Annotated in this window: 20 protein-coding genes and 1 pseudogene; 7 read left to right on the top strand and 14 right to left on the bottom strand. The window is 67.1% G+C overall.

Annotation, left to right across the window (positions count from 1 at the left end; all coding sequences use genetic code 11):
* Window positions 1-19 precede the first annotated feature (19 nt).
* Window positions 20-661 carry a lytic transglycosylase domain-containing protein gene (locus WNM05_RS02750; protein WP_434632292.1) on the bottom strand — a complete coding sequence of 214 codons (642 nt, stop codon included), beginning with the start codon at window positions 659-661 and terminating at the stop codon, window positions 20-22.
* Window positions 661-2367, bottom strand: a complete 1707-nt coding sequence (locus WNM05_RS02745) for a proline--tRNA ligase (RefSeq protein ID WP_434632290.1) — start codon at window positions 2365-2367, stop codon at window positions 661-663. The genes WNM05_RS02750 and WNM05_RS02745 overlap by 1 nt, the downstream gene beginning before the upstream one ends.
* Before the next feature lie 303 nt (window positions 2368-2670).
* On the opposite strand from WNM05_RS02745, the gene kup reads away from it, so the two are divergent.
* Window positions 2671-4536: a low affinity potassium transporter Kup gene (kup, locus tag WNM05_RS02740; RefSeq protein WP_434632289.1), complete on the top strand. Its 1866-nt coding sequence runs from the start codon at window positions 2671-2673 to the stop codon at window positions 4534-4536.
* A gap of 83 nt (window positions 4537-4619) precedes the next feature.
* Here kup and WNM05_RS02735 read toward each other — a convergent pair whose 3' ends face one another.
* Window positions 4620-5186 (bottom strand): phosphohydrolase, encoded by a 567-nt coding sequence (locus WNM05_RS02735; protein WP_434632288.1) that lies wholly within the window; start codon window positions 5184-5186, stop codon window positions 4620-4622.
* A gap of 500 nt (window positions 5187-5686) precedes the next feature.
* On the opposite strand from WNM05_RS02735, the gene WNM05_RS02730 reads away from it, so the two are divergent.
* The 4 genes from WNM05_RS02730 to WNM05_RS02715 are packed head-to-tail and all read left to right on the top strand — an operon-like array spanning window position 5687 to window position 8722.
* A complete protein-coding gene (locus tag WNM05_RS02730; protein ID WP_434632286.1) occupies window positions 5687-6220 on the top strand; it encodes a helix-turn-helix domain-containing protein in 534 nt (177 codons plus the stop codon).
* Window positions 6217-6960, top strand: coding sequence for a queuosine precursor transporter (locus WNM05_RS02725; protein WP_434632285.1), 744 nt, complete (start codon window positions 6217-6219; stop codon window positions 6958-6960). The genes WNM05_RS02730 and WNM05_RS02725 overlap by 4 nt, the downstream gene beginning before the upstream one ends.
* Window positions 6957-8270: a chorismate-binding protein gene (locus tag WNM05_RS02720; RefSeq protein WP_434632283.1), complete on the top strand. Its 1314-nt coding sequence runs from the start codon at window positions 6957-6959 to the stop codon at window positions 8268-8270. The genes WNM05_RS02725 and WNM05_RS02720 overlap by 4 nt, the downstream gene beginning before the upstream one ends.
* Complete coding sequence (locus WNM05_RS02715; RefSeq protein ID WP_434632281.1) at window positions 8267-8722, top strand: hypothetical protein; 456 nt, start codon at window positions 8267-8269, stop codon at window positions 8720-8722. Before WNM05_RS02720 ends, WNM05_RS02715 begins: the two co-directional genes overlap by 4 nt.
* A 4-nt stretch (window positions 8723-8726) precedes the next feature.
* Here WNM05_RS02715 and ampD read toward each other — a convergent pair whose 3' ends face one another.
* Together ampD and WNM05_RS02705 are read right to left on the bottom strand one after the other, a co-directional pair.
* Window positions 8727-9317, bottom strand: a complete 591-nt coding sequence (gene ampD / locus WNM05_RS02710) for a 1,6-anhydro-N-acetylmuramyl-L-alanine amidase AmpD (RefSeq protein WP_434635116.1) — start codon at window positions 9315-9317, stop codon at window positions 8727-8729.
* A gap of 48 nt (window positions 9318-9365) precedes the next feature.
* Window positions 9366-9749 (bottom strand): annotated as a pseudogene (locus WNM05_RS02705) (GNAT family N-acetyltransferase); the annotation flags it as partial.
* A gap of 196 nt (window positions 9750-9945) precedes the next feature.
* Between WNM05_RS02705 and WNM05_RS02700 the strand changes: the two are divergent.
* Window positions 9946-10476 (top strand): hemerythrin domain-containing protein, encoded by a 531-nt coding sequence (locus WNM05_RS02700; RefSeq protein ID WP_434632279.1) that lies wholly within the window; start codon window positions 9946-9948, stop codon window positions 10474-10476.
* A 76-nt stretch (window positions 10477-10552) separates the two neighbouring features.
* Here the strand turns inward: WNM05_RS02700 and tal are convergent, their stop codons facing one another.
* The 3 genes from tal to phoB form a co-directional block, all read right to left on the bottom strand.
* Window positions 10553-11614, bottom strand: a complete 1062-nt coding sequence (tal, locus tag WNM05_RS02695) for a transaldolase (RefSeq protein WP_434632277.1) — start codon at window positions 11612-11614, stop codon at window positions 10553-10555.
* A 96-nt stretch (window positions 11615-11710) separates the two neighbouring features.
* Complete coding sequence (gene phoR, locus WNM05_RS02690) at window positions 11711-13018, bottom strand: phosphate regulon sensor histidine kinase PhoR (RefSeq protein ID WP_434632275.1); 1308 nt, start codon at window positions 13016-13018, stop codon at window positions 11711-11713.
* Window positions 13018-13707, bottom strand: a complete 690-nt coding sequence (gene phoB, locus WNM05_RS02685; protein ID WP_101710436.1) for a phosphate regulon transcriptional regulator PhoB — start codon at window positions 13705-13707, stop codon at window positions 13018-13020. The genes phoR and phoB overlap by 1 nt, the downstream gene beginning before the upstream one ends.
* A gap of 416 nt (window positions 13708-14123) precedes the next feature.
* Between phoB and WNM05_RS02680 the strand changes: the two genes are divergently transcribed.
* Window positions 14124-14567 carry an Lrp/AsnC family transcriptional regulator gene (locus WNM05_RS02680; RefSeq protein WP_434632272.1) on the top strand — a complete coding sequence of 148 codons (444 nt, stop codon included), beginning with the start codon at window positions 14124-14126 and terminating at the stop codon, window positions 14565-14567.
* 70 nt (window positions 14568-14637) lie between these two features.
* Here WNM05_RS02680 and gap read toward each other — a convergent pair whose 3' ends face one another.
* The 6 genes from gap to WNM05_RS02650 form a co-directional block, all read right to left on the bottom strand.
* Window positions 14638-15636 carry a type I glyceraldehyde-3-phosphate dehydrogenase gene (gene gap, locus WNM05_RS02675; RefSeq protein ID WP_434632271.1) on the bottom strand — a complete coding sequence of 333 codons (999 nt, stop codon included), beginning with the start codon at window positions 15634-15636 and terminating at the stop codon, window positions 14638-14640.
* A gap of 226 nt (window positions 15637-15862) precedes the next feature.
* A complete protein-coding gene (nagE, locus tag WNM05_RS02670) occupies window positions 15863-17530 on the bottom strand; it encodes an N-acetylglucosamine-specific PTS transporter subunit IIBC (RefSeq protein WP_434632269.1) in 1668 nt (555 codons plus the stop codon).
* A gap of 77 nt (window positions 17531-17607) precedes the next feature.
* The gene (ptsP, locus tag WNM05_RS02665) at window positions 17608-20100 is read right to left on the bottom strand and encodes a phosphoenolpyruvate--protein phosphotransferase (RefSeq protein ID WP_434632267.1); all 2493 of its coding nucleotides are present in this window, start codon (window positions 20098-20100) and stop codon (window positions 17608-17610) included.
* 40 nt (window positions 20101-20140) lie between these two features.
* Window positions 20141-21163: an SIS domain-containing protein gene (locus WNM05_RS02660; RefSeq protein WP_434632265.1), complete on the bottom strand. Its 1023-nt coding sequence runs from the start codon at window positions 21161-21163 to the stop codon at window positions 20141-20143.
* Window positions 21144-22265 carry an N-acetylglucosamine-6-phosphate deacetylase gene (gene nagA / locus WNM05_RS02655; RefSeq protein WP_434632263.1) on the bottom strand — a complete coding sequence of 374 codons (1122 nt, stop codon included), beginning with the start codon at window positions 22263-22265 and terminating at the stop codon, window positions 21144-21146. The genes WNM05_RS02660 and nagA overlap by 20 nt, the downstream gene beginning before the upstream one ends.
* Window positions 22262-22996, bottom strand: coding sequence for a GntR family transcriptional regulator (locus WNM05_RS02650; protein ID WP_101710828.1), 735 nt, complete (start codon window positions 22994-22996; stop codon window positions 22262-22264). Before WNM05_RS02650 ends, nagA begins: the two co-directional genes overlap by 4 nt.
* Between the last annotated feature and the right edge of the window lie 389 nt (window positions 22997-23385).

Genomic DNA, 23385 nt, shown 5'->3' with positions numbered 1-23385 from the left:
CGATGGTAACGGGGCCGGCTCAGCGCGCGCGCAGCGCAGGCGCGTCGCCGGCCACCCTCAAGGCCGGCGGGGTCCACGCCCAGCGCCTATGCCAGGCGCCTATGACCAGATCGGGATATTCGGGACGCCCGAGGCTGCCGTTGTAGCGGCCCAGCGCGCGGAACAGATTGCCGCGCTCGACGTCGAGGTAGTAGCGCAATATCGTGCAGCCGTAGCGCAGATTGGTGGAGAGGTCGAACAGATTGTGCTGGGAATTGCCGATGTGCCGCACCCAGAACGGCATCACCTGCATCAGGCCGCGCGCGCCTGCGCCGGAGACCGCGTACTTGTTGAAGCCGCTTTCCACCTGGATCAGGCCCAGCACCAGTTGCGGGTCGAGTCCGGCGCGGACGGCCTCGTACTGGATCGCGGTCAACAGGCGCTCCCGCACCCACGGATCGGGAATGCGCTTCTGCAACCGCACCGACATCTCGGCGAGCCAGGCCTGGCCCAGCCGCGGATCGTCGAACACCAGCCTGGGCGCGTTGACGTCCGAGATCGAACGGCTCATCGCCGAGGCGACATTGGCCGACAGCGCCTCCTCCTTCTGCGCGCCGGCCCATGCCGGCGCATGCGCCAGCGCCAGGCACAACGATAGCGGGAGGAGGAGGCTCGTCTTCATCAGGCCAGCTTGGAGAGGACATGCTCCAGAATAGCATCGGCGGCGACGGCGGTGGCTTCGCTGTCGCGGCGGTGCTGGTACTCGACCTTGCCTTCCTTCAGGCCGCGGTCGCCGATGGTGACGCGGTGCGGCGCGCCGATCAGCTCCCAGTCGGCGAACATCGCGCCCGGGCGCTCGCCGCGGTCGTCCAGCATCACGTCGACGCCGCGGGCCTGCAGCTCGGCGTGCAGCTTGTCGGCGGCTTCCTTCACCGCCTCGGAGCGGTCGTAACCTACCGGGCACACCACCACCGCGAACGGGGCGATGGCATCCGGCCAGATCATGCCCTTGTCGTCGTAGTTCTGCTCGATGGCGGCGCCGAGGATGCGGGTGACGCCGATGCCGTAACAGCCCATCTCGAACGGCTTGGACTTGCCGTCCTCGTCCAGGAAGGTCGCGTTCATCGCCACCGAGTACTTGGTGCCCAGGTAGAACACGTGGCCGACCTCGATGCCGCGCTGGATCGCCAGCGCGCCCTGGCCGTCCGGCGACGGGTCGCCTTCCACCACGTTGCGGATGTCGAACACCTCCGGCTCGGCGCAGTCGCGGCCGAAGTTGGCGCCGGTGTAGTGCTGGTCGTCCTCGTTGGCGCCGATGACGAAGTCGGCCATCTTGGCGACGGTGCGGTCGGCGATGACGCGGCCCTGGAAGCCCACCGGGCCCAGCGAGCCGGGATTGGCGCCGAAGGCGGCACGGATGGCGGCCGGGCTGGCGAAAGTCAGCGGGTTCTTGATGCCGGCGATCTTCTGCGCCTTCACCTCGTTCAGTTCGTGGTCGCCGCGCACCAGCATCAGCACGGCCTCGTCCTGTTCGCCTTCGACCACCACGGCCTTGACGGTGTCCTTGATGTCCACCTTCAGGAAATCGACCAGCTCGGCGATGGTCTTGACCTTGGGCGTGTGGACCTTGGCCAGCGCGGCGGCGGCCGCGGCGCGCTCGCCGGCCGGCGCCACAGCCTCGGCCAGTTCGATATTGGCCGCGTATTCGGAAGCGGGACAGTAGACGATGGCGTCCTCGCCAGTGTCGGCGATCACCTGGAATTCATGCGAGCGGTCGCCGCCGATGGCGCCGGTGTCGGCCGCCACCGCGCGGTAGCTCAGGCCCAGGCGGTCGAAGATGCGGCGGTAGGCGGCGTACATATTGTCGTAGCTACGGCCAGCGTCCTCTGCGCTGCGGTCGAAGGAGTACGCGTCCTTCATCGTGAACTCGCGGCCGCGCATCACGCCGAAGCGCGGACGGCGCTCGTCGCGGAACTTGGTCTGGATCTGGTAGAAGTTCTTCGGCAGCGCGCGGTAGCTGCGCAGCTCGCGGCGGGCGATGTCGGTGATCACCTCCTCGGCGGTCGGCTGCAGCGCGAAGTCGCGCTCATGGCGATCCTTGAAACGCAGCAGCTCGGCGCCCATCTTGTCCCAGCGGCCGGTTTCCTGCCACAGCTCGGCCGGCTGCACCACCGGCAGGCTCACCTCGATGGCGCCGGCGCGGTTCATTTCCTCGCGGATGATGGTTTCCACCTTGCGCACCACGCGCAGGCCCATCGGCATCCAGGAATAGATGCCGGCGGCCTGCTTGCGGATGAAGCCCGCGCGCAGCATCAGCTTCTGGCTGACGATGTCGGCGTCGGCGGGGGCCTCTTTCTGAGTGGAAATGAAAAACTGCGATGCGCGCATGATGCGTCCTTGAAAATTCGGCTAAATGGAGACGATTGTAGCGTCGTCCCCGCCCGCCGGCCAAGCGCCGCCGGGCCCGGCGCGCGGTTTTTGCCAGTTGTTGCAGTACAACAATCCTGCGCACAGCCCGCCGCGCTGTACTTGGCGGCCCCGTCGCACTGGAGTAACCTGCGCGCAGCCGGGGTTTACGGCTTTTTTATTTTGCCCTTGTCGTCGACAATGAGAGGGCATCCAGCCATAAACAACCCGGACCCTCGCCGCTGCGCCTCCCCCGCCGGCGGCGCACAACCGTAATGGAAACTTATGCAGGATCACAACAAACAGGCGATGGCGGGCCTGACCCTGGCCGCCCTCGGCGTGGTCTACGGCGATATCGGCACCAGCCCGCTGTACACCTTGCGCGAGTGTTTCGTCAGCCAGAACCTCCCCACCACGCCTGACAATATCTTCGGTATTCTGTCGCTGATTTTCTGGTCGCTGATCTTCGTGGTATCGATCAAGTACGTCGCCTTCGTGCTGCGCGCCGACAACCGCGGCGAAGGCGGCATCATGGCGCTGATGGCGCTGGCGCGGCACTACACCACCCACGCCGCGCGCTGGAAGATCGTGCTGCTCGGCCTGTTCGGCGCCGCGCTGTTCTACGGCGACGCCATCATCACCCCGGCCGTCTCGGTGCTGTCCGCCGCCGAGGGCATGGAGGTCCTCTCCTCCGGCATGGAGGCCTATGTGCTGCCGATGGCGGTCGGCGTGCTGGTGGGGCTGTTCCTGCTGCAGCGCCACGGCACCGCCAGGGTAGGCCTGATGTTCGGCCCGGTGATGACGGTGTGGTTCGCCATCCTGGGCATACTCGGCCTGCACCAGATCATCCAGCAGCCGGCGGTGCTGCAGGCGCTGAACCCGTGGCACGCCGTCACCTTCGTCCAGCAGAACGGCTTCCACGCCTTCCTGACGCTGGGCTCGGTGGTGCTGGCGCTGACCGGCGCCGAGGCGCTGTACGCCGACATGGGCCACTTCGGTAAGACGCCGATCCGCCGCGCCTGGTTCAGCCTGGTGCTGCCCGGCCTGGGGCTGAACTATTTCGGCCAGGGCGCGCTGCTGATGAGCAATCCGGCGGCGATCAAGAACCCCTTCTTCCTGCTGGCCCCGGACTGGGCGCTGCTGCCGATGATCGTGCTGGCGACGCTGGCCACCGTCATCGCGTCGCAGGCGGTGATCTCCGGCGCCTACTCGCTGACGCGTCAGGCCATCCTGCTCGGCTACTGCCCGCGGCTGGAGGTTCGCCACACCTCGGACAAGGAGATCGGCCAGATCTACATGCCCTTCATCAACTGGGCGCTGCTGGTCGCGGTGCTGGTGGTGGTGCTGACCTTCAAGAGCTCGTCCAGCCTGGCGGCCGCCTACGGCATCGCCGTCACCGGCACCATGCTGATCACCACGCTGCTGTTCTTCGTCGTCGCCCGCGTCAACTGGCGCTGGCCGCTGCCGCTGGCGCTGGGCATCACCGTGCTGTTCGGCGTGATCGACACCGCCTTCTTCGCCGCCAACGTCCACAAGGTCGCGGACGGCGGCTGGCTGCCGCTGGTGCTGGGCATGATCATCTTCACGCTGATGAGCACGTGGAAGCAGGGCCGCGAGATCCTGTTCCGCCGCCTGCGCGACCAGGCGCTGCCGCTGGACGACTTCATCCAGAATCTGGAAGCCTATCCGCCGGCGCGGGTCCAGGGCACCGCGGTGTTCCTGACCAGCACGCTGCACGGCGTGCCGCACGCGCTGCTGCACAATCTGAAGCACAACAGGGTGCTGCACGAGCGCGTCGTGCTGATGACGGTGCGCACCGAGGACGTGCCCTATGTCGCCGAGGAGGACAGGTTGGACGTCGTGCAGATGTCGGCGTCGTTCTGGCGGGTGGTGGCGCGCTACGGCTTCAAGGAGGAGCCGAACGTGCTGCAGGTGATCGAGATGTGCGCCGAGGAGGGCTTCGACATGGAGCTGATGGACACGTCCTTCTTCCTGTCCCGCGAGACCATCATCATCACCGACCATCCGGGCATGGCGCGCTGGCGCGAAAAGGTCTTCGTCTGGATGAGCAAGAACGCGCTGCGCGCCACCGACTTCTTCCAGGTGCCGGCCAACCGCGTCGTGGAACTGGGCGCCCAGGTCGAACTGTAAGGAGCGCCGTTCCGCATCAAGACAGGCGCGCCGTCCCGGCGCGCCTTTTTCATTGCCTGGCGGCCGACGCCGCCGGAGGCTTTCTAGCTGCGGGCCTCCCTGCGCAGGCGGATATGCGAGCTCGGCGCCCAGCCGAGGTATTGCTCGTACTGCGTGCAGAAGCGCGCCAGCACCTGGGAGATGGTCATCGGCCAGATGCGCTCCTGCAGCGGCTGCACGCCGGCCAGTATCGGCCACTCTATATTGTCCGGCGGCATCAGGTCGCGCCGCTCGGTCGCCAGCAGCCGGGTATCGGCCATCGCCAGCGTCGCCCTGTCCTCGCCCGACAACTCCAGCCCGAAGCGCGCCTCCACCGCCGCCGTCAGCCTGTGCTGCAGCGGCGAGCACTCGAAGGAGTCCGCCCGTACCACCGCGCCGGAGTAGGCCTTGGCGGCGCCGTACAGCAGGCCGGCCAGCTGCAGCTGCGGCGGCAGGATCTCCGCCATCCGTATCGCATGTTCCGCCTCGCTGTAGAACTGGCGGCAGGCGCCGCCGAAGCGGCAGATATGCGCCAGATGATGGGCGATGTCGGCGATGTCGATATCGTCCGGCTGCGGATCCAGCACATTGAGGTAGCGTCCGGATACCGTCTGAATGAATGCGTCTCTCATTCCTCGCTCCTGAACGCCCCGCCGCCGGCGGGCGCGTCCGTCATTACCGCATGAAACTCGACCGGACCGTCCCCGCCGGGAACCATCTGGCGATCCTGGGCCGGCGGACACCCTGTCCATTTCGGCCAAATCCTATTTAAGCTAAAAGCTTGTATAAGAATATTTTATTGGAATAGAATTTCGCGTCAAAAATAATGCTCTGGTATTTTTATCGCGGGATCGATAAATCACCAGGCATAGCGAACCGGCACGGGATTTCAATGACGCCGACGGCGGCCATTTCGGCGCGGCATGATTTTCCGGACCGCTCGCCATATTGGCGATCAGTCGCCGATAAAACTGAATTGATTAGTACTTTTTATTACCAAATTCATAAAGCATGAATCTAGCATGGAGCGCGCCATTGTTTCCAGTACCCCGCGCATGCAGCGTCCGATCGAGGCGGAGCGACCACCGATACCGATATTCGCCGTTCCAGACTCCAGGCAAGGAAAACGCAGATGCACGCCAACGATGAACCGCAACACAGCAGTTTCCTGAACGAATTCAAATCGAGCGCCATCCGCAGGATACGCGACCGCAAACTGACCATCAGCGAACTGGCTCGGCTGACCGGCATCAAGCAGTCGACGCTGCACCGCGGCCTGTTCGAGGAGAGGGAGCTGACGCTCAGCAACGCCCACGCCATCAGCCACGCGCTGGGCCTGGACCCTTTCGCCCGCGACCGCAGCCCCGACGTCCGCATGGCGCCGGTTCTGACCCGGCTCGAACAGCTGGACCGGCTGCCGCCGGCCGGCCAGCCGGTCTGGGACGAATACGTGCGGCTGGACCACCCGGCGGCGGCCGACATCGTGGCCGTGGACCAGGCGCTGTTCCGGCCCGCGCTGTTCCCGGCCCGCGCCGTGCTGCTGATCCAGTCCGGGGCCGACGAAGCCTCAGGACTGGTGTACCGCCACAGCGACCACCTGTCCCTCGCCGCCGGCGGCGCCGCCGTCGGCAAGATCATCGGCATCACCTTCAGGAAGAACGCATGAAAATCCTCTCCCTGCTCGCCCGCAAGACCCTGGACACCATAGACCCCATCGTCATCCTGTCCTTCATGATCCTGGCGGCGGCCATCGTCTCCAACCTGACCTCGTACAAGGTGGTCCAGATATTCGGCACCGAGGCCAGCCTCGGCACCTTCACGATGCCCATCATCCTGATGCTGCTGAATCCCATCGCCGAGGTCTACGGCAAGAATCGCTCCAACCAGATCCTGTTCGCCACCTGCCTGGCCGAAATCCTGTTCGCGCTGGCCTTCACCGCGCTCAGCCAGTCCGAACGCGACTGCGCCGCGATGGCGCTGGCCGAGCGCGATCGCTGCCAGGCGCTGAACACCAGCTATGTGCTGATCAGCGAGCACATCGTCCGCGGTTCGATCTCCTTCGCGCTGGGCTGTCTGATAGGCAGCCAGTTCAACACCCGCTTCCTGCTGTATCTGAAGAATCTGTGGTCCAGCCGCTTCTATTTCATCCGCGACATCTTCTCGTCGGTGATCGGCGAGGTGGTCTACACCGCCATCTGCTTCATGATCGCCTTCTACGGCGTGTTCCCGTTCGCCACCATCGTCAAGATCTTCGCCTTCAGCCTGGTGTTCAAGTTCTCGTCGACGGTGATCCTGTCCTGGATCTCGCAATACATCGTGCAGCTGCTGTACCGCTATCGCGCCTGGAGCGAGGAAGCGCCGGCCGGCAAGACCGTCAAGTTCTCCTCACGCTACCTGCAAGTATGAACACGATACGCCTGCACCCCGGCCGCGGCGCGGCCCGGCCCGGCACGCCGCCGGTCTTCGCGCTGAGCTGCAATTACGACCATACCGCCAAATACGTGAGGCAGTCGCGGCAAGTCGACCAGGCCGCGCTGACCGTGCTGTTCCGCGCCGACAGCCTGATCCTGCTGCCGCGCGGCGACAACGGGCGGGCGATGGCCGCCGCGCTGGCGGAACGCCTGCCGCTACACCCCGACGATGGCGGCGCCTGGCGGCTCGACCTGTCGGACGCCGCCGGCCCCCGCGAGAAGCTGGCCCGCCTGCTGGCGCTGCCGAGGCTGTTCGACGCCGACGAGCACTTCGGCCTGTACGGTTTCTTCACCTATGAGCTGGCGCATGCCGCCGACGACGAGCTGCTGGGCGTGTTCCACCTGCCGCAACGGCTGCGGGTCGACGGCGCAGCGCACGGCTACTGGATGGCGCCGGACGCCGACGATGCCGGCGACGAGCCGCTACGGCTCGAGCGCTGGCTGGACCTGGACGCCTTCGCCGCCGGCAGCGGCGCGCCATACGCAGACATGTACCGGCTGGCGCGACGGCAGATAGACGCCGGCACGCTGCGCTCGCTGAACCCCAGCTTCGCGATCCGCCGCCCGGCCGCCTGCGGCGGCTGGGACCTGCACCAGAGGCTGATGGACCGCAGCGATGCGCCTTACCAGCTGTTCTTCGACGGCGGCGGCTTCCAGCTGGCCGGCGCCTCTCCGGCGATGTTCCTGCGGCTGCGCGCCGGCCGGCTGGAAACCAGCCCGATCTGCGGCACGGCGGCACGCGGCCGCGACGCCGACGAGGACAGCTTGCAGATCGCCAGACTGCTGGCCTCGGACAAGGACCGTTTCGAACTGGAGGAGTGCGTGCGCGCCGACATCGCGGCCAAGCGCGGCTGCGGCGACGACATCCGCCTGATCGCCGAACGCGAGATCGAACGGTTTCCCAATGTGTTCCACACCTCGGCCCACGTCGTCGCGACGCTGAAGCCGGGCCTGGGCGAGGCCGACGCCATCTGCGACCATCTGTGGCCGGCCACCATAGTCGGCACCCCGGCCGCCGAGGCGATCCGGCTGCTGGCCCGCCACGAGAAGCGCCATTGGTACGGCGGCGCCTTCGGCTACGTCACCGCCGGCGAAACCAATCTCGGCACGCTGATCCGCAGCGCGCTGCTGCGCTGCGGCTCGGCGTTCACCCGCGTCGGCAGCACCGTGACCCGCCACTCCAGCCCCAGACTGGAGCAAGACGAACTGGATGCCAAGGCCAAGCTGATCCTGGAGGCGCTATGACCACGCTGACGATAGACGACATCACGCCCGACGCCATCATGGTGCGGCTGGTCAACACCGCCAAGATCTACCGCGTGCCGCTGGACAAGGCGGTGCGGCTGTCCAGCCTGGAGGGGCTGCCGCGCGACGAGATCCTGCTGGCCGGCGTCGTCGCCGGCAAGGTGGCGCGCGGCCGCCCGGCGCTGCAGGCGCAGTACGATTTCCGCGACGTCGCGATAGACGGCGACTTCCGGTTGAAGGATATCGTGTTCGAGCGCAGCGTCGGCTTCGTCAGCGACGACGACACCCGTATCGGCATCCCGTACAAGGACCTGCTCAGCAACCTCGACGTCATCCAGCGGCTCAGCGACGAGCTCGCGTTCTACATCGGCTTCCTGTACGCCACCTTCAGCCTGCCGGACGCCGGGCTGACCTTCCACAGCCACCCCCGGCCCTATCTGAAACTGAAATAGGCCCTCACGCGTCCAGGCCGATGTCGGCGCGGGCGCGCGACCAGTCGAAGCAAGGACCGGGGTCGGTCTTGCGTCCCGGCGCGATGTGCTCGTGACCGGTCATCGCCGTCAGCGACGGCAGCCCTCGGCGCAGCGCCCGCGCCAACGCCGCCAGCGTCCGGTACTGCGCCTCGCTGAACGGCTCGAAGTCGCAGCCCTCCAGTTCGACGCCGATCGAGAAATCGTTGCATTTCTCGCGGCCGCGCCAGCTGGAGACGCCGGCATGCCAGGCGCGCTGTCCGACCGGCACGAACTGCAGCAGCAGGCCGTCGCGGCGGACGAAGAAGTGCGCCGACACCCGCAACTGGTGGATGCCTTGATAGTAGGGATGCTCGGTCGGATCGAGCCGGTTGGTGAACAGCTGCTCGACGCCGGGGCCGCCGTAGCGATAAGGCGGCAGGCTGATATTGTGTATCACCAGCAGCTCAGGCTCGCAGCCGGGCCCGCGCGCGTCGCAGTTCGGCGACGGCAGCTGCCGCGCCCCCTGGACCCAGCCGTCGTCGCCCAGCGCCAGCTCCGGCGGCGTCGCCGGCCGGTATTCCAGCCGCCACAGCATCAGGCCGTCGGTGGTGTTCCAGCGCTGGGCCAGCACGAAGCCGGCCTTGTGATACAGCGAGATCGCCGCGCTGTTGACTTCGGCGGTGTCGACGCTGACGCTGCTCTCCCCCTGCAGCGCGTGGTTCAGCAGGCGATAGCCCCAGCCCTCGCCCAGATGGCCAGGGTCCACCACCGTGCGCTCGATGTGCATGCCGCCGTCCAGCCGGCGCGAGGTCACCAGCAGGCCGCGCAGCGCATCGCCGTCGAAGACCGCCAGGATGCGGTCGCGGCAAGAATGCAACGCCGCCAGATCTGGCCACAATACCGGCAGGCCCGGATAGTCCAGCCACTCCACCTCCAGCCGGTGCGCATCCAGCTGCAGTTGCAAGGCCCGCTGCGCCAGCGCCGCGTCGCCGAGGTCCAAGTCCTTCACTTCAAAAGGCAAATCCATTACGCCCCCGTCATCGAAAAGCCGGGCCCACGCGTACAAATCCGGCTTGTGTTCCATCGCGCAAAGCGGTATCAATCAAGAACTTGCGGCCGCGTGCGGCCGCCTGTGTGGCGGACGGCCTGCACTTGAGGCGCGTCATGTCCAAGGTTTGCACCGTGCGGCACAATCATGCCGACCCCCATGCAGGAGACCACTCATGCTCACGCTCGACACCCTGGGCGGCGCCACCGCCCCCAGCTTCGAACAGCCGCTGGAAATGCTGTTGGCCTGCCACGACAAGATACGCCGCTTCTGCGATCAGCTGGACAAACTGCCGCCCTACATCGAGCAGCACGGCATCGACGAGGCGGCGCGCAACACGATAGACGACGTGGTGCGCTACTTCGACCTCGCCGGACCGGCCCATCATACCGACGAAGAGGAGGAGCTGTTCCCGCTGATAGAACAGCGCGTCCCCACCGCCGTTCCGCGGCTGGAGCAGTTATCGGCCGAGCACGGCTATCTGCACTCCTGCTGGAACGCGATCCGCGACGACCTGATGTCCTTGCGCGACGGCCGCATCCGGCAGATCAGCCACGTCGAGCTGCAGGAGTTCGCCCGCCAGTACCGCGAACACGCCGCCGCCGAGGAGGCCTGGCTCTTCCCCACCGCCGCCAGCGCGCTAAACGCCGACGAGCTGCGCCAGGCGGGCGCCAATATGGCGCGCCGCCGCCAGCAGGCCGACTGAATCCGCCGGCGATGCAAAACGGGTTGCCGGCTCGCGCCGACAACCCGTTTCCGTCCTCATTCGCAGCGGGGCGGCATCAAGCCGTCAGCTTCAGCAGTTCGGCGAAGGCGTCCTCGAACAGCTTCAGGCCGTCCTGCTGCAGCTTTTCGCCGGCGGCGGCCAGATCGACGCCGGCGGCCTCCACCGCCACCAGCAGCGCCTTGGCTTGATCGATGTCCGTCGGCAGCGTCAGCGCGGCTTCGCCGTGGTCGCGGAAGGCGGCCATCGTCGCGTCCGGCACGGTATTGACGGTTTCGTCGCCGATCAGGCTCTCGACATACAGCACGTCGCGGTAGGCGGCGTTCTTGGTGCCGGTCGACGCCCACAGCAGGAATTGCGGACGGGCGCCGGCGGCGCGCAGCCTGGCGAATTCCTCGCCGTGGAAGCGTTCCTGGTAACGGGCGTACGCGGCCTTGGACAGCGCGATCGCCACCTTGCCCTTGTGCGGCTCGGCCAGCTGCGGATCCAGCAGGCTGTCGACGCGCGACAGGAAGAAGCTGGCCACCGCCTTGACGCCGGCCACCGGCCGGCCGTCGGCCAGTCGCGCGGACAGGCCGGCGATGTAGGCGTCCCACACCGCCTCCACCTGCGGCAGCGAGAACAGCAGCGTGATGTTGACGTTGACGCCTTCGCGGGTCAGCGTCTGGAAGGCGCGGATGCCTTCGGCCGTGGCCGGGATCTTGATCATCGCGTTGGCGCGGCCGATCTCGGCCCACAGCCGGCGCGCGGCGGCCAGCGTACCGGCCTCGTCGCGCGACAGCTCCGGCGACACTTCCAGGCTGACGTAGCCGTCGTTGCCCTGGCTGGCCTCGTACTGCGGCAGCAGCAGGTCGCAGGCGGCCTGGATATCGGCGACCACCAGCTTTTCGTACCGCGCCTCGGCGGATAGCGAGGCGTCCCGCTTCAGCACGGCCAGCTCGCCCTGGTAGCTCGCGTCGGAGCTGATCGCCTTGTAGAAGATGGCCGGATTGGAGGTCACGCCGGCGATGCCGTCATCGGCCAGCAGGCGCGACAACTCGCCGGAGGAGATCAGTTCGCGGGACAGATTGTCCAGCCAGATGCGCTGGCCGAACGGGCGGATGGCTTGCAGTCGATTCATGGTGATGCGTCCAGGGAATTGCTTGAGATAAAGACAGACATCGTAGCGCGGCAGGCCCGCCGCGCCAAGGGAATTGTCGCGGCGGCTTGCGCCGGATCAGGCGGCCTGGCTGTCGTTGCGCCGCTCGCGCGGGAACACCGCGCTGAAGGTGCTGCCCTTGTCCGGCTCGCTGCGTATCTCCAGCCGCGCGTGATGGCGCGCCAGCACGTGCTTGACGATGGCCAGGCCGAGGCCGGTGCCGCCGCTGCCGCGCGAGCGTCCCCGGTCGACGCGGTAGAAGCGCTCGGTGAGCCGCGGGATATGCTCGCGCGGGATGCCGATGCCGGTGTCGGTGACCGAGAAGCGCAACTGCTCGCCCTCGTCCTGCCAGGACAGCGTGATGCTGCCGCCTTCCGGCGTATAGCGCACCGCGTTCGACACCAAGTTGCCGAAGGCGGAATGCAGTTCCTGCCCGCTGCCCCACAGGCCGCAATCGCAGTTGCGCAGCAGCTTGACCTGGTGACGGCCGTGCGACAGGCCTTCGGCCTCCACCATCAGCGTGTCCAACATGTCGCACATGTCGACTTTTTCGGCGTTGACCGCCTTCGGGCTGTTCTCCAGCCGCGACAGCGTCAGCAGATCCTCGACCAGGCTCTGCATCCGGCGCGACTGCTCCATCATCATCGGCAGGAACTGGCGGAAGGTGCGTTCATCGACCTCCTCCATGTCGCCCAGCGTCTCCAGGAAGCCGCCGACCACCGTCAGCGGCGTGCGCAGCTCGTGCGAGACGTTGGCGACGAAGTCGCGGTGCACGGTCTGCACCCGCTCCATCTGCGTGATGTCGCGCGTCAGCAACAGCTTGCGGGTGGAGTCGAACGGCACCAGCTGCAGCGAGATCACCAGCTCGCGCGGCTGGCTGAAGCTCAGCGTCAGCGGCTGGCTGAAGCTGGCGTTCTTCATGTAGCCGTGGAAGGACGGCTGGCGGATCAGGTTCAGGATCTGGTTGCCGACATCGCGCTTGCGGTCCAGCCCCAGGTGTTCGACCGCCATCGGATTCACCCACTCGATGCGGTCGAACTCGTCCAGCACCACCACGCCGTCCGGCATCGCCTCGCCGGCGTTGATGAAGCGCTCCAGCGCGTGGGTCAGCTTCTTCTTGCTCTGGCTCTGGTTGCGCATGGTCCGGTACAGCGTCATGAAGACGTTGTGCCAGACGCCGAAGCCGTCCGGCACCCGTTCCGCCACCGGATGACGCAGCCAGCGCAGCAGCAGGGCCAGGTGATACAGATTGAAGGCCAGCCAGCCGCCCAGCGCGATCGCCAGCGCCAGCAGCGCGTCGGTCGCCGACCCCAGCGCCCAGAAGCCGCCGGAGACGACGACGATGGCCGCCAGCCACAACGCGGTCCTTTGCAATAGTTCGCGCATTACTGCTGCACGGAGAAGCGGTAGCCGGTGCCCCGCACGGTCTGGATCAGGCCGTCGTGCTGGGTGCCCTCCAGCGCGCTGCGCAGCCGGCGGATGTGCACATCGACGGTGCGCTCCTCGACGAAGACGTGGTCGCCCCACACCTGGTCCAGCAGCTGGGCGCGGGAATGGACGCGCTCCGGGTGGGTCATGAAGAAATGCAGCAGGCGGAACTCGGTCGGGCCGAGATCGATGACATTGCCGTGGCCGGTGACGCGGTGGGTCACCGGGTCCAGCCTGAGGCCCTGCACATCGACGGCGTCGTCGGTCATCTGCGGCGCGCGGCGGCGCAGCACGGCCTTGATGCGGGCCAACAGTTCGCGCGGCGAGAACGGCTTGGTGATGTAGTCGTCGGCGCCGGTTTCCAGGCCGACGATCTTGTCCTGCTCGTCCGAGCGCGCGGTCAGCATGATGATGGGGATGTGGCGGGTGCGCTCGTCGGCGCGCAGGCGCTTGGCGACGTCGACGCCGCTGGCGCCGGGCAGCATCCAGTCCAGCAGCACCAGGTCGGGCAGCGCGTTCCTCACCAGCGTCAGCGCCGCCTCGGCGGTACCGGCGCGCAGCACGTGGTGGCCGGCCTGGGCCAGGTTGAAGGCGATCAGCTCCTGAATCGCAGGTTCGTCTTCGACAAGCAAGATGTTGGCGGCCATGCGGCTATCCTCGGTTTGATTTTGTGGCAAGGATACAAACGCTAGATGACACTAATATGACATGTCTTGGAAGCGCGGACGCGCGATTGTGCAACACCGACGCGATGGAATCCAGACAAAAAAAACGGGCCCGCCGTATAGGCAGACCCGGAATGGTCGTCGTCAAAAACATTGATCTGACAAGAGACCAGGGACAAAGAGATCACCAGGACAGTCTCAAATGAGGGGGGTCGAATGACACGACTCATCCGCAACCAATCTTGGAGCGGAGCAAACGGCGGGACATGCCGCTTGTTCCAGATACGGGCTGCATTCTACGTAGCAACACCGCTACGCAGGCAGACAAACGATAGGATTTTTCCCAATTTTGCCTTACTATCGATCTTTATTTATCGATTACACCTTCGATTCGAAATATGGATAGATTCGATCGCAAAATCCTTGTCGCACTGCACGAAAATGCCAGGATCAGCTTCGCCGAACTGGCCCGCCGGGTGAACCTGTCGGCGCCGGCGGTGGCCGACCGCGTAGCCAAGCTGGAACAGTCCGGCGTCATCGCCGGCTACCACGCCCGCATCGATCCCAGCCGCGTCGGCCTGCCGATATCCTGCCTGATCGAATTGACAGTCAAGCACCTCGAGTACTACTTGGTGATAGACGAGATCCGCAACACACCGGAAGTGATCGAATGCGCGTCCATCACCGGCACCAGCGGTCTGATGATCAAGGTGGCGGTCGACACGATGACGTCGCTGCAGGCGCTGATCGCGCGACTGATGCAATTCGGCGACACCAAGACCTCCATCATCATCGACACGCCGGTGCCGCCGCGCATGCCGGCGCTGGCCGACGTCGACTGATAAAAAAACGGCCGGGGTCCTTGCGGACGCCGGCCGGAACAGAGAACAACTCTCCCTTGATGCGCTTGGCTCACCCCGCCACGTGCTTGACGAAGCGCAGCATATTGCAGGTGTAGCCATATTCGTTGTCGTACCAGGCGACGACCTTGATGAAGGTCTTGTCCAGCGCGATGCCGGCGTCGGCATCGAAGGTGGACAGCGCGGTGTTGCCGACGAAGTCGGTCGACACCACTTTCTCGTCGGTGTAGCCCAGCACGCCCTTCAGTTCGCCGTCGGCGGCGGCCTTCATCGCCTTGCAGATGTCGGCGTAGTCGGCTTCCTTCTCCAGCTCCACGGTCAAGTCGACCACGGACACGTCGGAAGTCGGCACACGGAAGGCCATGCCGGTCAGCTTCTTGTTCAGTTCCGGGATCACCTTGCCGACGGCCTTGGCGGCGCCGGTCGACGACGGGATGATGTTCTCCAGGATGCCGCGGCCGCCGCGCCAGTCCTTCGACGACGGGCCGTCCACGGTCTTCTGCGTGGCGGTGGCGGCGTGCACGGTGCTCATCAGGCCGCGCTTGATGCCCCAGTTGTCGTTCAGCACCTTGACCACCGGCGCCAGACAGTTGGTGGTGCAGGAGGCGGCGGAGACGACGGCTTCGCCGGCGTATTTGTGATGGTTGACGCCGTAGACGAACATCGGCGTGTCGTCCTTGGACGGCGCGGACTGCACCACTTTCTTCGCGCCGGCTTCGATGTGCTTGCGGCAGCTTTCCTCGGTCAGGAACAGGCCGGTGCATTCGATGACGATGTCGGCGCCGACTTCGTTCCACTTCAGCTGGGCCGGGTCCTTCTCGGCGCTCAGGCGGATGCGCTTGCCGTTGACCAGCAGCGTGCTGCCGTCGACCTTGACCTCGCCGGGGAAGCGGCCGTGCACCGAATCGTACTTCAGCATGTAGGCCAGGTATTCCGGATCGAGCAGATCGTTGATGCCAACCACTTCGATCTCGGGAAAATCCTTGGCGATCGCGCGCAGTGCCATGCGACCGATACGGCCGAAACCGTTGATACCGACTTTGATAGCCATGATTGAAGTCTCCTTGTCAGCTTGTGACTGCTCGATGAACGATTCGACGGCCGGGCCCGCGCCATCGAAAAAGCGAATTTGGCGGCTGCCGTCCGGCGGCGCCTAAGCGATGGGGCGCGCGCCGAAACAAAACAGCGCAAGGACGTTTTCGGCCTTGCGCTGTCACTTTCCACCCATTTGCCGATGTAATCAACTCGTTACATCAATAGTTTGCGCTTTGACCGCCTCAGCCCTGCAAAACGGCGGCATAGGGGCCGGCGTCGACCTGCAGCGCCACATGCAGCAGATTGGCCGACAAGGCGGCGACGCCGCTGGCGCCCAGCCGCTGCAGCGCGTCCTGGTCGACGCGGGCGGCGTCGGCCACCTCGACGCGCAGCCGGCTGCCGGCGACCGCCTCTACCTTGCGCACATTGTCGGCGCCGCCGAGGGCCGCCAGCCAGCTGGCCTTGTCTATCGCAGCAGGAGCGGCTGCGGCGACCGCGGCCGCGACGGGCGCCGCTTCGCCTGCCGCGGCGCCGAGCGCGCCGCGGATCTCGTCGGCGATCAGGTCGGCCTCCGGTCCCAGCACCACCTGCACGCTGCCGGCGGCCGGCCTGATCAGGCCGCGCGAGCCCAGCGCCTTCAGCGCGGCCTCGTCGACCTTGTCGTTGCTGGCGACCTGCAGGCGCAGACGGGTGGTGCAGGCATCGACCGACTTCAGATTGCCTGCGCCGCCGAGCGCGGCGATGAAGGCGCGCGCGCGGCCGGTGCCGGCGCCGACGGCGGCCACCGCCACCGCAACATCCTCGCGGCCCGGCGTCTTCAGATCGAACTTGCGGATGAAGAACACGAACAAGGCATAGTAGACGGCAAAGTAGACCGCGCCCACGGGCAGCAGCAGCAAAGGCTTGGTGGCAATGCCATAGTTGATGACATAGTCAAACAAGCCGGCAGAGAAGCCGAAGCCCAGTTTCACGCCCAGCATCTGCATGACGGCCATCGAGAGGCCCGTCAGTACGGCGTGGATGCCGTAGAGCACCGGAGCCAGGAACATGAAGGCGAACTCGACCGGCTCGGTGACGCCGGTCAGCATCGCGGTCAGCGCCATCGAGAACAGCAGGCCGCCGACGGCCGCGCGGTTTTCCGGCTTGGCGGTGCGGTACATCGCCAGGCAGGCGGCCGGCAGGCCGAACATCATCACCGGGAACATGCCGGCCATGAACATGCCGGCAGTCTTGTCGCCGGCGAAGAAACGGGTCAGGTCGCCATGGACCAGCTTGCCGGCGGCGGTGGTGAAGTCGCCGACCTGGAACCACACGATGTTGTTCAGGATATGGTGCAGGCCGGTGACGATCAGGATGCGGTTGAGCACGCCGTAGAAGAACACGCCCACCTCGCCGGTAGCGATCAGCCATTTGCCCACAGAGTCAATGCCATGCTGCACCGGCGGCCAGACGTAGCCGAGAACCGCCCCCAGCACCAGCATGCCAAAGCCCGTGACGATGGGCACGAAGCGCTTGCCGCCGAAGAAGGCCAGGTAGCTGGGCAGCTTGATGTCCTTGTAGCGATTGTACAGATATCCCGCGACCAGGCCGGACAGGATGCCGGACAGCACGCCCATATTGATCTTGTCGTCCAGCACCTTCAGCACCGCGGTCAGCACCAGGTAGCCGATGGCGCCGGCGAGGCCGGAAGTGCCGTTATTGTCCTTGGCGAAGCCGACCGCGACACCGATGGCGAAGATCAGCGCCAGATTGCCGAAGATGGCGTCGCCGGCCTGGGCCATGATCTTGATGCCCAGCAGGTCGGGCTGGCCCAGCCGCAGCAGCAGGCCGGCCACCGGCAATACGGCGATAGGCAGCATCAGGGCGCGCCCCAGCTGCTGTATGCCGGCGAATTTGTTCAGTGTACTCACACGTCTCTCCCAGGTTAGATGGGGCCGCCGTGTCCCCCGGCGGCTCCCGCACATCGCAACGCTTCCTCAAGCCGGCCTCAGGCAGCAGGCCACAACTCCGCTATCCGCGCGCGCACCGCCTGCGCCGAATTCAGCGCCAGCAGGCGCTCGGCCTCGCCGCGGCATTGCTGCAGCGACAGGCCGCGCACCAGATTCTTCACTTCCGGCACCAGCCGCGGGCTGACCGACAGCTCGGCGACGCCGAGGCCGATCAGCACCGGCACCGCCTGGGGGTCCGACGCCATCGCGCCGCAGACGCCGACCCACTTGCCGTGCTTGCTCGCGCCGTCGACGGCGATGGCGATCAGCCGCAGCAGGCCCGGATGCAAGGCGTCTATCCGGGCGGCCAGCGCGGCGTTGCAGCGGTCCATCGCCAGCGTGTACTGGGTCAGATCGTTGCTGCCTATCGACAGGAAGTCGGCATGTCTGGCCAGCTGGTCGGCCAGCAGCGCCGCCGACGGCACTTCTATCATCACGCCCAGCTGCGGCCGCTCGGCTAGTCCCATTTCGTCGGCCAGCGCCGCGATGCGCTCGCGCAGCCGTATCAGTTCGCCGACGTCGGCAATCATCGGCACCAGGATGCGCAGCCGCGACAGCGGCCTGACCCGCAGCAGCGCGCGCAGCTGGGCATCCAGCATGTCCGGATAGGCGAAGCCGGTGCGTATGCCCCTGAGGCCCAGCGCCGGATTCGGCTCCGGCGGCAGTTGCAGATAGGGCACGTCCTTGTCGCCGCCGACATCCAGCGTGCGGATGATGGCGTGGCGGCCGTCCAACGCGTCCAGCACCGCCTGGTAGGCTTCGGCCTGCTCGTCCTCGGTCGGCGCCTCGCGGCGGTCTATGAACAGGAATTCGGTGCGCAACAGGCCGACGGCGTCGGCGCCGTGGGCGACGCCTTCCCGGGCGTCGTCGGCATTGGCGATATTCACCGCCACCTCGATCGCCGCGCCGTCCAGCGTGATCGCCGGCGCCTTGGCCGAGGCCTGCAGCGCGCGCTCGCGCGCGGCCAGCCGCTCGATCTCGGCGGCGGCGGCGTCCAGTTCGGCGGCGCTAGGCTGCGGATTGACCAGCCCGGCGCGGGCGTCGAGGATCAAGGCCTGGCCCGGCGCCAGCGACAGCGCGTCCACGCCGCAGGCCACCAGAGCCGGGATGCCCAGCGCGCGCGCCAGTATCGCGACATGGCCGCTGGCGCCGCCGGCGGCGGTGACGATGCCGGCCACCTTGGCTCGCGGCAGCCGGGTCAGTTCCGACGGGGCCAGGTCCTCGGCCACCAGGATGGAGGCGTCGAACAAGGCCGGTTCCCGCTCCGGCTCGCCGTACATCGCCACCAGCAGCTGGCGCTCGATGTCCTTCAGATCGGCCACCCGCTCGGCCAGCAGCTGATTGCCGAGGCCGGCCAGCACCGCGCACTGCGCGCGGATGGCCAGGCGGCAGGCCAGGCCGGCGCTGGCGCCGCTGTCTATGCCCCGCTCGGAGGCCGCCAGCAGCTCGGGATCGTCCAGCAGCGCCAGATGGGCGGCGAAGATATCGCTTTCCGCGGTGGCGCCGCGCCTCAGCGCGGCGTCTATGCCGTGCTGGACCCGCTCGCGCACCGCGCACAGCGCCTCGCCCAGCCGTTCCCGCTCGGCCTCGGCGCCGGCGCCGGCCTCCGGCAGCGCCATCTCGAAGACGTCCAGCCTGACCACCCGGCCTATGGCCAGGCCCGGGGCCGCGGCGACGCCGGCGAGGCGGCCCGCCACGGCCGGCGCGGCGATGGCGGCGGCCGGCGCATGGCCGGCCGCGCTATGGGTTTCCAACGCGGCGACGACGGCGGCAAACGCCGCCTCGGCGTCGGCACCGCGGGCGCGGACCGCCACCGTGTCGCGTTCGGACACGCCCAGGCCCATCAGCGCCATCACGCTGCGCGCGTTCGCCTGCTTGCCGTCGAATTCGACGACGATCTCCGACGCGTAGGCCTTGGCCGCCTGCTGCACCCGAGCCGCCGGCCGCGCGTGCAGGCCGCCCTCGTGACGCACCACCGCCTCGCCCAGGCGCTCCGGTCCGCCGGCGGACTCTTCGGCGGACGCGGCCTCGCTGGCCGTCAGCGTCAGCAAGACCGAGCGGCCCGCCTCGAGCAGGCCTTGCGCGCGGGCGGAAAAACGGAATCGCTCGGCGTCGGCGACGACGACCATGGTCTGCAGCGACGGCGCGCGGCGCGCCACCGCGTCCAGATCCACCTCGACCAGCGGCTGGCCGGCCTCCACCCGGTCGCCGACGGCGACCAGCGGGCGGAAACCCTGCCCGGCCAGCTTGACGGTGTCGATGCCGATATGGATCAGCACCTCGACGCCGCCGTCGGCGATCAGCGTCAGCGCGTGGCCGGTGCGGGCCAGTTGGCCGACCGTGCCCTGACAGGGCGCCAGCAGCGTCGACGACATCGGTTCGACGGCCAGGCCGTCCCCCATCATCAGGCCGGCGAACACCGGATCGGGCACGCGCTCCAGCGGAATGGCCGGGCCGGAGAACGGCGCCAGCAGCTCTAGCGTTGTGGTCATCGAGCGTCCTTGCTTTCTTGTTGTTTTCCGGCGACCGCGCCTAGCGGGTCCGGGTCACCTTGGACAGATGGCGCGGCAGGTCGGGATTCAGGCCGCGCGCCTCGGACAGGCGGGCCGCCATCAGATAGAAGCTCTGTATCGCCAGCAGCGGATCCAGCGCCTCGTCGTCGGCCACCGACAACGTCAGATCGCGGCTGCCCACATTGTCCGGCGCGGCCAGGAGCACGCGCGCGCCGCGACCGCGCATTTCGTCCGCCAGGGCGATCAGGCCCTGCTGCTCCGGGCCGCGCGGCGCGAAGATCAGCAGCGGATAGCCGTCGTCGATCAAGGCCATCGGACCGTGCTTGATCTCGGCGCCGGAGAAGGCCTCCGCCTGGATCGCGCAGGTTTCCTTGAACTTCAGCGCCGCCTCCAGCGCCACCGCGAAGCCCAGGCCGCGGCCGACCACCATGATGCGCTCGGCCGGCTTCAGCACGTCTATCGCGGCCGACCAGTCCTGCGCGGCGGCGTCCTGCAGACGCTGCGGCAGACTGGCCAGCGCGGAAAGCAGCTTGTCGTCGGCCTGCCAGTGGGCGACCAGGCGGGCGACGGCCGACAGCGCGGTGATATAGCTTTTGGTGGCGGCGACGCTCTTTTCCTCGCCGGCGCACAGGGGCACCGCCCAGTCGCAGGCCTCGGCCAGCGGCGACTGCTGCTTGTTGACCAGCGCCACCGTGTGGGCGCCGGCGGCGGACAAGGCCTTCATCGTGTCGACCAGGTCCGGACTCTGGCCGGACTGCGACAGCGCGACGGCCAGCTGACCGTCGACCGCCAGCGGCGAGCGGTGCAGCGTCAGCAGCGACATCGGCAGCGACACGACCGGGATCCCCAGCCGCTGCATCACCAGATAGGCGAAATAGCTGGCGGCGTGGTCGGAGCTGCCGCGGGCGACGGTCAGCGCCAGCCGCGGGCGGATGCGGCCGAGCTCGCGCCCCAGCGCGGCCAGGCCGTCATCGGCGTATATATGCTGCGCCGACACCGCCTCGGCGGAATACAGCGCTTCCTCAAGCATCAACGAGGCCAATCTCTTCTCCCTCAACGTAGACTTGCTGCAGATTCAGTTCGGCGTCCAACACCACAATGTCGGCCCAGGCGCCCTCGGCCAGCCGGCCGCGGTCGGCGAGACCGAGGTAGTCGGCCGGATACAGCGACAGCCGGTGCGAGGCGTCGGCCAGCGGCAGGCCTATCTTCACCAGATTGCGCAGCGCCTGGTCCATCGTCAGCGTGCTGCCGGCCAGCGTGCCGTCGGCCAGCCTGACGCCGCCCATGCATTTGGTCACCGAATGCGAGCCCAGCTTGTATTCGCCGTCCGGCATGCCGGCGGCGGCGGTGGAATCGGTGACGCAATAGAGGCGCGGGATCGCGCGCAACGCGGTGCGGATCGCGCCCGGATGGACATGGAGCAGATCGGGTATCAGCTCGGCGTACTCTGCGTGCGCCAGCGCCGCGCCGACGACGCCCGGCTGACGGTGATGCAGACCGGTCATCGCGTTGAAAAGGTGGGTGAAGCCGGAGGCGCCCTGCTCCAGCGCGGCCACCGCCTCCTCATAGCTGCCGAGGGTATGGCCCATCTGCATCCGGACGCCCTGTCCGCTGAGTTCGCGGATGATGTCGAGGTGGCCCGGTATTTCCGGCGCCAAGGTAATCAGCGAGATCGGCGCCAGCGCGCGGTAGCCGTCTATCTGCGCCATCGCCGCCCGGCAGGCGTCGTCGGGCTGGGCGCCCAACTTGCCCGGATTGATGTACGGACCTTCCAGGTGCACGCCGAGCACGCGGGCGCCGGCCGGCGCGCGCGCCTTGCTGCAACGGCCGATGTCCGCCAGCACGCGGGAGATTTCATCCGGCGGCGCGGTCATCGTGGTGGCCAGCAAGGAGGTGGTGCCGAAGCGCGCGTGCAGGCGGGCGACATGGGAGACGGCATCGCCGCCCTCCATGATGTCCACGCCGCCGCCGCCGTGCACGTGCAGGTCGATGAAGCCGGGCACGATATAGCGCTCGGGCTGCCGGCCCGACGCCAGCCGGGCGTCTATCGCTGCGATGCGGCCGTCGGCCGCCAGGCGCACGGCGCCATCCATCCAGCCGGAGGCGGTCAGGATGCGGCCCTGCAAGGTCTGGGTCTGGGTCATCGTTTCAGTTCGGCTACAAAATCGTAATAGTCGTTGCGGCAATACGTATCGGTCAGTTCGATCGCCGCGTTGTCGGCGTTGAAGCCTATGCGGGTGATCAGCAGCATCGCCTCGCCCGGCCGGATGCCGGCAAGCGTGGCGACGTCGCCCGAGGCGTTCACCGCCCGGATGTGCTGCAAGGCCCGAACCACCGAATGTCCCGCCGCGTCCAGATGGGCGTACAGCGATGTGCCCACCGTCTGCGGGTCGGGCAGGTAGGCGACCGGCAGCGTGCTCATCTCTATCGCCATCACCACGCCGTCGGCGAGGCGCTGGCGCTTCAGCCGCGCCACCATCGAGGTCGGCGACAGCCCCAGCTTGATCACTTCCTCGTTGCTCGGCGGGAACACCCCGCGCTCCAGCCACACCGACGACGGCACGAAGCCGCGCAGCCTCAGCTGCTCGGTGAAGCCGGTCAGCCGCGACAGCGGCTGCTCCAGCCTGGGCGTGATGAAGGTGCCCGATCCCTGGCGCCGGCGGATCATGCCCTGCTCCAGCAGCACATCCATCGCCTTGCGCGCGGTCACACGCGAAATGCCCAGTTCTTCCGAGAACGTTCGCTCCGACGGCAGCGCCTCGTCCGCCTGCCACCAGCCGGCGTTGATCGCGTCGGCCAGCTTGCGCGACAGCTGCAGATAGAGCGGCGTGCTCAGGTTTTCATCGGGTTTCAATGCTTGCCAGCGGTTTTCCATGATCGTCTGCAAGTGGTCTGAAAACCGCAGTGTAAGCCGAGTCCGGCATCGCCGGCATCCGGCGGCAGGACAGCCTGCGTCGTAATAGTCTCGCTACCAGCCGAACGGTAATACCACATTAATACCACGTCAATACCAATTATCGCCCAGGCGGCCGTTCGCCCATGGCGCATGGCAACAAAGCGACAAATCCGATCGGGACATTCCGCCAGGGCCGCCGGGCTAGGAATATTCGGAAAATTGCGCGATAGCGAGCCGGGCGGCCGAAACGGATCCAGATTTCGAGCGGGTACGCAAGAAACGGCTTTACGACATAAAGGAAGGACGGAAGGAGGCCTTTACATCATCGGCGCGACAACAAGCCGTCGATTCCGACTGATGGCGGTGCA

Source organism: Chromobacterium sp. CV08, from assembly GCF_051129845.1.
Taxonomy (GTDB): domain Bacteria; phylum Pseudomonadota; class Gammaproteobacteria; order Burkholderiales; family Chromobacteriaceae; genus Chromobacterium.
Note: the sequence above shows the minus strand (reverse complement) of the source record. Positions and strands in the feature narration are given on the sequence as shown.

Bases quoted from the DNA above. Each gene is read 5' to 3' on its own strand.
- WNM05_RS02725 (WP_434632285.1), top strand. From the start codon at position 6,217: ATGAAAATCCTCTCCCTGCTCGCCCGCAAGACCCTGGACACCATAGAC.
- kup (WP_434632289.1), top strand. From the start codon at position 2,671: ATGCAGGATCACAACAAACAGGCGATGGCGGGCCTGACCCTGGCCGCC.
- WNM05_RS02650 (WP_101710828.1), bottom strand. From the start codon at position 22,996: ATGGAAAACCGCTGGCAAGCATTGAAACCCGATGAAAACCTGAGCACG.
- ptsP (WP_434632267.1), bottom strand. From the start codon at position 20,100: ATGACCACAACGCTAGAGCTGCTGGCGCCGTTCTCCGGCCCGGCCATT.
- WNM05_RS02750 (WP_434632292.1), bottom strand. From the start codon at position 661: ATGAAGACGAGCCTCCTCCTCCCGCTATCGTTGTGCCTGGCGCTGGCG.
- phoR (WP_434632275.1), bottom strand. From the start codon at position 13,018: ATGCGCGAACTATTGCAAAGGACCGCGTTGTGGCTGGCGGCCATCGTC.
- WNM05_RS02680 (WP_434632272.1), top strand. From the start codon at position 14,124: ATGGATAGATTCGATCGCAAAATCCTTGTCGCACTGCACGAAAATGCC.
- gap (WP_434632271.1), bottom strand. From the start codon at position 15,636: ATGGCTATCAAAGTCGGTATCAACGGTTTCGGCCGTATCGGTCGCATG.
- WNM05_RS02735 (WP_434632288.1), bottom strand. From the start codon at position 5,186: ATGAGAGACGCATTCATTCAGACGGTATCCGGACGCTACCTCAATGTG.
- WNM05_RS02745 (WP_434632290.1), bottom strand. From the start codon at position 2,367: ATGCGCGCATCGCAGTTTTTCATTTCCACTCAGAAAGAGGCCCCCGCC.
- WNM05_RS02730 (WP_434632286.1), top strand. From the start codon at position 5,687: ATGCACGCCAACGATGAACCGCAACACAGCAGTTTCCTGAACGAATTC.
- WNM05_RS02700 (WP_434632279.1), top strand. From the start codon at position 9,946: ATGCTCACGCTCGACACCCTGGGCGGCGCCACCGCCCCCAGCTTCGAA.
- WNM05_RS02720 (WP_434632283.1), top strand. From the start codon at position 6,957: ATGAACACGATACGCCTGCACCCCGGCCGCGGCGCGGCCCGGCCCGGC.
- WNM05_RS02715 (WP_434632281.1), top strand. From the start codon at position 8,267: ATGACCACGCTGACGATAGACGACATCACGCCCGACGCCATCATGGTG.
- ampD (WP_434635116.1), bottom strand. From the start codon at position 9,317: ATGCTGTGGCGGCTGGAATACCGGCCGGCGACGCCGCCGGAGCTGGCG.
- phoB (WP_101710436.1), bottom strand. From the start codon at position 13,707: ATGGCCGCCAACATCTTGCTTGTCGAAGACGAACCTGCGATTCAGGAG.
- tal (WP_434632277.1), bottom strand. From the start codon at position 11,614: ATGAATCGACTGCAAGCCATCCGCCCGTTCGGCCAGCGCATCTGGCTG.
- nagA (WP_434632263.1), bottom strand. From the start codon at position 22,265: ATGACCCAGACCCAGACCTTGCAGGGCCGCATCCTGACCGCCTCCGGC.